The organism is Amycolatopsis sp. NPDC004079 (assembly GCF_040610415.1).
GTDB classification, from domain to species: domain Bacteria; phylum Actinomycetota; class Actinomycetes; order Mycobacteriales; family Pseudonocardiaceae; genus Amycolatopsis; species Amycolatopsis halotolerans.
In genome coordinates, this window is the sequence record NZ_JBEXMH010000087.1 from 23,012 (window position 1) to 29,721 (window position 6,710).

At 69.3% G+C, this 6,710-nt stretch carries 5 protein-coding genes; all 5 read left to right on the forward strand.

Annotated features, from left to right (window positions below; genetic code table 11):
* The first annotated feature begins 79 nt into the window (after window positions 1-79).
* The 5 genes from ABZX37_RS44380 (at window position 80) to ABZX37_RS44400 (ending at window position 6,567) form a co-directional block, all read left to right on the forward strand.
* Entirely contained in the window at window positions 80-1,237 is a 1,158-nt protein-coding gene (locus ABZX37_RS44380; RefSeq protein WP_354750277.1) for a cytochrome P450, read from the forward strand.
* A gap of 45 nt (window positions 1,238-1,282) precedes the next feature.
* Complete coding sequence (locus tag ABZX37_RS44385) at window positions 1,283-2,569, forward strand: adenosylmethionine--8-amino-7-oxononanoate transaminase (protein ID WP_354750270.1); 1,287 nt, start codon at window positions 1,283-1,285, stop codon at window positions 2,567-2,569.
* A gap of 140 nt (window positions 2,570-2,709) precedes the next feature.
* Window positions 2,710-4,884, forward strand: a complete 2,175-nt coding sequence (locus ABZX37_RS44390) for a bifunctional SulP family inorganic anion transporter/carbonic anhydrase (protein ID WP_354750271.1) — start codon at window positions 2,710-2,712, stop codon at window positions 4,882-4,884.
* Window positions 4,885-4,969: 85 nt separating this feature from the next.
* A complete protein-coding gene (gene bioD, locus ABZX37_RS44395; protein WP_354750273.1) occupies window positions 4,970-5,695 on the forward strand; it encodes a dethiobiotin synthase in 726 nt (241 codons plus the stop codon).
* A gap of 272 nt (window positions 5,696-5,967) precedes the next feature.
* On the forward strand, window positions 5,968-6,567 hold the full coding sequence (locus ABZX37_RS44400) for a DUF2567 domain-containing protein (RefSeq protein ID WP_354750275.1): 600 nt from the start codon (window positions 5,968-5,970) through the stop codon (window positions 6,565-6,567).
* The last annotated feature ends 143 nt before the right edge of the window (window positions 6,568-6,710 follow it).

Consider the following 6,710-nt stretch of genomic DNA (forward strand, 5'->3'; position numbering starts at 1 on the left):
CCCCGCAGTGAACGTCGACGAACCAACCGAAGAACTCCCTTACGCGGGCGAGGAATTCTGGCAGAGCACGCACGAATGGCTGGCGCGGCGGCGCGAATCCGGTGCGGTGTGCCCGATGACCGCCCGGCGCGGCATCCCGTCCTACCTGGTCAGCGGATACGAGCAGGCGCGCGAGCTGCTCAACGATCCGCGCGTCAGCAAGGACAGCACAGACGTGCAGCGGGTGCTCACGGCGAAGGTCGGCCAGGACGTCCAGGGGCCGGACTTCGGCACCCTGCTCACCCGGCACATGCTCAACAGCGATCCGCCGGACCACACCCGGCTGCGCAAGCTGGTGAACAAGGCGTTCACCTCCCGCACCGTGGCCCGGCTGCGGCCGCGGATCCAGGAGATCGCCGACTCGCTGCTGGACGAAATGGCGGGGCACGAGCAGGTCGACCTGGTGCAGGCGTTCGCCGAGCCGTTGCCGATCACCGTCATCTGCGAACTGCTCGGCGTGCGGATCGAGGACCGCGGCGAGTTCACCGCCTGGTCGCACCTGTTGCTGTCGTTCGCCGCGGACGAGGAAGCCCAAGCCGTGGCGGCGGGCGAGATGCAGAGCTACCTGCAGCAGCTGGTCGAGAGCAAACGCGCCGAACCGGCCGAAGACCTGCTCTCGGACCTCGTGCACGCCAGCGACGAAGGCGATTCCCTCGACGGGGACGAACTGATCTCGATGGCGTTCCTGCTGCTGATCGCCGGACACGAGACCACGGTCAACTTGATCGCCAACGCCGTCTTCGCGTTGCTGCGCGCGCCCGAGCAGGCGGAGAAACTGCGCGCCGACCCGAGCTTGATGCCCGGCGCGGTCGAGGAATTCCTCCGGTTCGACGGGCCGATCAACTTCGCGACACTGCGCTACACGGTCAAGGAGATCGAGGCGGACGGTGTCACCATCCCGACCGACGAATTCCTCAACATTTCGCTGCTGGCGGCCAACCGCGACCCGGAGAAGTTCCCCGACCCGGACACGCTCGACGTCACGCGTCCGCCCGGCGGGCACCTCGCGTTCGGGCACGGCATCCACTACTGCGTCGGCGCGCCGCTGGCCCGGCTGGAGGCGGAGATCGCGCTGGGCTCGCTGCTGACGCGGTTCCCGGAGCTGAGCCTGGCCGTGCCCGCCGAGGACATCGTCTACCGGCCGAGTTCGCTGGTGCACGGCGTGCTGGCGCTGCCGGTGCGGACGAAGGGGGCGTAGCGGCTGTCACTGCGGTTCCGCCCGCCGCCCGGTTAGGGTCGGCGGGTGGAAACCAGTGCTGCCGATCTCCTCGCCCTCGACGCCGCGCACGTCTGGCATCCCTACGCGCCGATGCCGGGCCGCGTGCCGCCTCTTCTCGTGGAAGAGGCCAGCGGGGTGCGGTTGAAGCTCGCCGACGGACGGGAACTGGTCGACGGCATGTCGTCCTGGTGGGCGGCGGTGCACGGGTACCGGAATCCGGTGCTCGACGCCGCGCTGGCGCAGCAGGCCGGGCGGATGAGCCACGTGATGTTCGGCGGGCTCACGCACGAACCGGCGATCACGCTCGCGAAGACGCTCGTTGACCTGACTCCGGACGGGCTTGAACACGTCTTCCTGTGCGATTCGGGCTCGGTTTCGGTCGAGGTCGCGGTGAAAATGTGCCTGCAGTACCAGCGTTCTCGCGGGCTGCCCGGCAAACACCGGCTGCTGACCTGGCGCGGCGGCTATCACGGCGACACGTTCACCCCGATGAGCGTCTGCGATCCGGACGGCGGCATGCATTCGCTGTGGCGCGGAGTGCTGCCGGACCAGGTTTTCGTGCCATCGCCGCCGTCCGGGTTCGGCACTGAGGTCGATCAGTCCTATGTGGACGAACTGGCGAAGGCGATCGAGCAGCACGCGGACGAACTGGCCGCGGTGATCGTGGAACCGGTGGTGCAAGGCGCGGGCGGCATGCGGTTTCACCATCCCGGCTACCTGCTAGCGCTGCGGGAGCTGACTCGTGAACACGACGTACTGCTGGTGTTCGACGAGATCGCGACCGGATTCGGCCGTACTGGAAGGCTTTTCGCGGCCGAGCACGCTGGCGTGACGCCCGACGTGCTGTGCGTCGGCAAGGCGCTGACCGGGGGCTATCTGACGATGGCCGCCACGTTGTGCACGCCCGAAATCGCTGACGGCATCACGCGTGGAGAGCTGCCGGTGCTCGCGCATGGCCCGACGTTCATGGGAAATCCGCTGGCTTCGGCGGTCGCCAACGCTTCGCTCGGTTTGCTGGCTGAAGGCCAATGGCAGTCCGATGTGGCGCGGATCGAAACCGCGCTGCGCCAAGGACTTGAGCCGGCCCGGGAGCTGCCGCACGTCGTGGATGTGCGGGTGCTGGGCGCGATCGGCGTGCTGCAGCTCGATCACGAGGTGGACATGGGCGTCGCGACCGAAGTGGTGACGGCTGAGGGCGCGTGGCTGCGGCCGTTCCGGGACCTGATCTACGCGATGCCGCCGTACATCAGCACCGGCGCCGACCTGGCGGTGATCACGGGGGCGATGCTGGCTGCCGCGGCGAAAGCCTGAAGTTTCTTCGGGTTTTGCCTGGCTGCACGTAGTGGACCAAGCCTAGTCGCACAACCCGATCGTGGGTAATTCGATAAAGATCCACTCCATAGGGTGGGACATAGCGGACATTTCACAGGGATCCCGGTTTCCTGGTGATCATGAGACGACTTGCCGTGCTTCGCCACGACGTGCCCGCCTCGCTCGTGGTCTTCCTCGTCGCGGTCCCGCTTTCGCTCGGGATCGCCCTCGCGTCCGGCGCGCCGATCGTCGCCGGGCTGATCGCCGCCGTGGTCGGCGGCGTGGTCGCCGGTGCGCTCGGCGGCTCTCCGCTGCAGGTCAGCGGGCCCGCCGCCGGGCTCACCGTGCTGATGGCCGAGACGATTTCCACCTTCGGGTGGGCGGTCACCTGCCTGATCACTGTCCTTGCCGGTGCGCTGCAGATCCTGTTCGGCCTGAGCCGCGTCGCGCGGGCGGCGCTGGCCATCTCGCCGGCGATCGTGCACGGGATGCTCGCCGGGATCGGCGTCACGATCGTGCTGGGCCAGCTGCACGTGCTGCTCGGCGGAAAGGCGCAGAGTTCGGCGCTGGAGAACATCGCCCAGCTGCCCGCCCAGATCGTCGCCCACCACGACGCCGCCGCGCTGATCGGCGTCCTGACCCTCGCTATCCTGCTGATCTGGCCGAAATTGCCCAAGCAGGTCAAGAAAATCCCCGGTCCGCTGGCGGCGATCGCCGTCGCGACGCTCGTGTCCCTGGCCGCCGGGATGACGCTGCCGCGCGTCGAACTGTCCGGCGATCTGCTGCAGATCCGCTTCGCGCCGCAGCTGCCGGACGGCGGATGGGGCCAGGTCGCGGTCGCGGTGGTCACGATCGCGCTGATCGCCAGCGTCGAGAGCCTGCTGTCCGCGGTCGCGGTGGACAAACTGCAGAACGGTCCGCGCGCCAACCTGAACCGCGAGCTGATCGGCCAGGGCGCGGCGAACATGGTGTCCGGCACCCTCGGCGGGCTACCGGTCACCGGCGTGATCGTGCGCAGTTCCACGAACGTCGCGGCCGGGGCGCGCACGCGGGCGTCGGCGATCCTGCACGGCGTGTGGGTGCTGGTCTTCGTGGTCGCGCTCGCCGGGGTGCTGAAGTCGATTCCGCTGGCCGCGCTGGCCGGGCTGCTCGTGCACGTCGGCGCGAAGCTGGTGAATCCCGGACATCTGCGGCAGGTGCTGCGACACGGCGATCTGCCGCTTTACCTGGTGACTGTCGCCGGGGTGGTCGTGTTTGACCTGCTGACCGGCGTGCTCGCCGGGATCGTGCTGGCGGTGCTGCTGATGCTGCGCCGCACCGTGTGGTCGGGCGTGCACGCCGAGCAGCACAGCGGCGAATGGCGCGTGATCGTCGAAGGCGTGCTGACGTTCCTGTCGGTGCCGCGGTTGACGAAGGTGCTGGGCACGATCCCGGAGGGGTCGAAGGTGACGCTGGAGCTGGTCGCCGATTACCTCGACCACGCGGCGTTCGAAAGCCTTTCCGCCTGGCAGCAGGCGCACGAGCGGACCGGCGGCACGGTGGTCGTCGACGAGATCGGGCATCCGTGGTTCGCCAAGGGCAAGGAAGGCCGTCCGACGCTCCGGCGCACCGCGGCGGCCGGCGCGATGCCCAGGTGGCTGGCTCCGTGGTCGGCCTGGCAGGCCGTGGACGTGCGGGTCCCCGGGCAGCGCACGCACCGGGGCGCGACCGAGTTCCAGCGCCGGGCCGCGCCGCTGCTCAAGGACGTCCTCAGCGGTCTCGCGCACGCTCAGCAGCCGCACACGCTGTTCATCACCTGCGGTGATTCGCGGATCGTGCCGAACCTGATCACCACCTCCGGTCCGGGCGACCTGTTCACCATCCGCAACATCGGCAACCTGGTGCCGCCCGGGCAGGCCGATCCGTCGACCAACGCGGCGATCGAATTCGCGGTCGGGGTGCTGGGCGTGCGGGAAATCGTGGTGTGCGGGCACTCCTCGTGCGGCGCGATGGGCGCGCTGGCCAGCGGTCCGCCCGCGGACACCGCGCTGGCGACCTGGCTGGTGCACGCCGAACCGAGCCGCAAGCGGGCCGGGGCGGTGACCCTCGACGGGGAACGCCCGGAGCGCGAACCGGACCGGCTGGCGTTGCACAACGTCCTGCAGCAGCTGACGCATCTGCGGCAATATCCGCTGGTGGCCGAGGCCGAAGCACGCGGGGAGCTGGCGCTGACCGGGCTGTACTTCGACGTCGGCGAGGCGCAGGTCTACCTGTCCGACCCGGCGACGGGGGAGTTCGTGGCCGCCGGAGCGCCCGCGGCGGCTCCCGCCGGCTGACTTGGGCCCTCGCGCGTGCCCTCTGGTGCGCGCGAGGGAACCCCGAGTGTTGACATCGGGGAGCACGTCAATATCTTGATGGCTCGTGACGACGCTCGTGATGACCGGAACCGGGACCGACGTCGGCAAAACGGTCGCCACTGCGGCGATCGCGGCGCTGGCCCTCGCGCAGGGACAACGCGTCGCGGTGCTGAAACCCGCACAGACCGGCGTGCTCCCCGGGGAGGCAGGCGACCTCGCCGAGGTGGTGCGGCTGGCGGGCAAGGACCTGACGATCCGCGAACTGCGGCGCTACCCGGATCCGCTCTCCCCGGAAGCCGCTTCCCGCCGCTCCGGGCTCCCGGCCGTCGGCCCCGGCGAGATCGCCGCCGCCGCGAGCGAGCTGGACGCCACGCACGACCTGACGCTGGTCGAGGGCGCGGGCGGGCTGCTGGTCCGGTTCGATGCGCAGGGGAGCACGCTGGCGGATGTCGCCTGGTCGCTGGGCTCCCCGGTGGTTTTGGTAGCCCAAGCCGGACTGGGCACGCTCAACACCACTGCGCTGACCGCCGAAGTCGCTACCCGACGGGGCCTGAACGTCGTGGGCGTCGTCATCGGCTCCTGGCCCACCGTCCCCGACCTGGCCGCCCTGGAAAACCTCCGTGACCTGCCGGTCGCCGCCGGCGCCCCGCTGCTGGGCGCCCTCCCCGCCGGATTGGGCGCCGCCGATCGCGACACCTTCGCCGAGCAGGCCCGCCTGGGCTTGTCCCCGTGGTTCGGCGGCGAATTCGACCCGGAAGCCTTCACCGCCACCGCCTCCACCCAAAACTGACGCCCTGCGGAGACCTACGCTCCCTCTCGCCAGTGCGGATCACCCTTCCTTCCTCAACCCACCCATGACACCCCCTGGCCTTCCGCACAAACCCAAGCAACCCCAAGTACCTTGAAACCCCAACTCGCCCCCACCGAGAAATCGCCCCGGTTTCTGGACTGAGCGATCCGATCGGCCCCCCGGGCCGAGCGGATCGGGAGGGAAGAAACCGGATGAAGGCGATTTCTCCGCCGCGACGAAGTCGCGGCAAAAAATACAGAAGGGAGTCCCCGGTGGTCGATTCCGCGGGAAAGGCGGCGCATCGGTCGTCGGCGGTTGCCGAGGGGTGGTCGGTGCCGGTGTTGTTTCCGCCGCAGCGTCCTCGGGTGGTGGTGAAGGCCGATCTTCTCCCCGCGGTGAGCGTCTTGTCGACTGCCGCGTTGCTGGGGATTCCGATGGGCTGGTTGTGGTCTCTGCTGGCTCCGGCCGAGCGGGTTCGGGTGATCAGCACCAACGGTCAGCTGGCTGCGTTGGAGCTGGAGAGCTGGCATCGGTTTGACGATCTCGCCGTGTTCGGGTTTCTCGCGATGGCGACCGGGTTGCTGATCGGGCTGGTGGTGTGGTTCCTGCGGGAGCGGCGCGGGCCGGTGGTGCTGGTCGCGGCTGCCGGCGGGGCGTTGGTCGCGGCTTGGCTGGGGACGCAGATGGGGCCCGCGTTCGCCAACTCGAAGTATTCGGTGGACGCGCCGCCCGCGCTGGGGGCGGTGGTTGAGCAGGCGCCTCGGATCGAGACCGGGTGGGTGGTGCTGGCCGCGCCGTTGGTGACGTGTTTGGTTTACGCGTTGATGACGGCTTGGAACGGGCGGGAGGATCTTGGGCGGCGGTTGGGGTGAGTTTCGGCTCGTCGCCTGGGGGCGACATTGCCGCGGTGGTTGCGTGGGGCACCCCGAAGCTTGATTGTGCTGACGGACGGCGGGTGCTTGTCAAGGCGGGAAAGATGCCTTGAAAATCAACCCCCCGCCGCAATTAGGCGTAG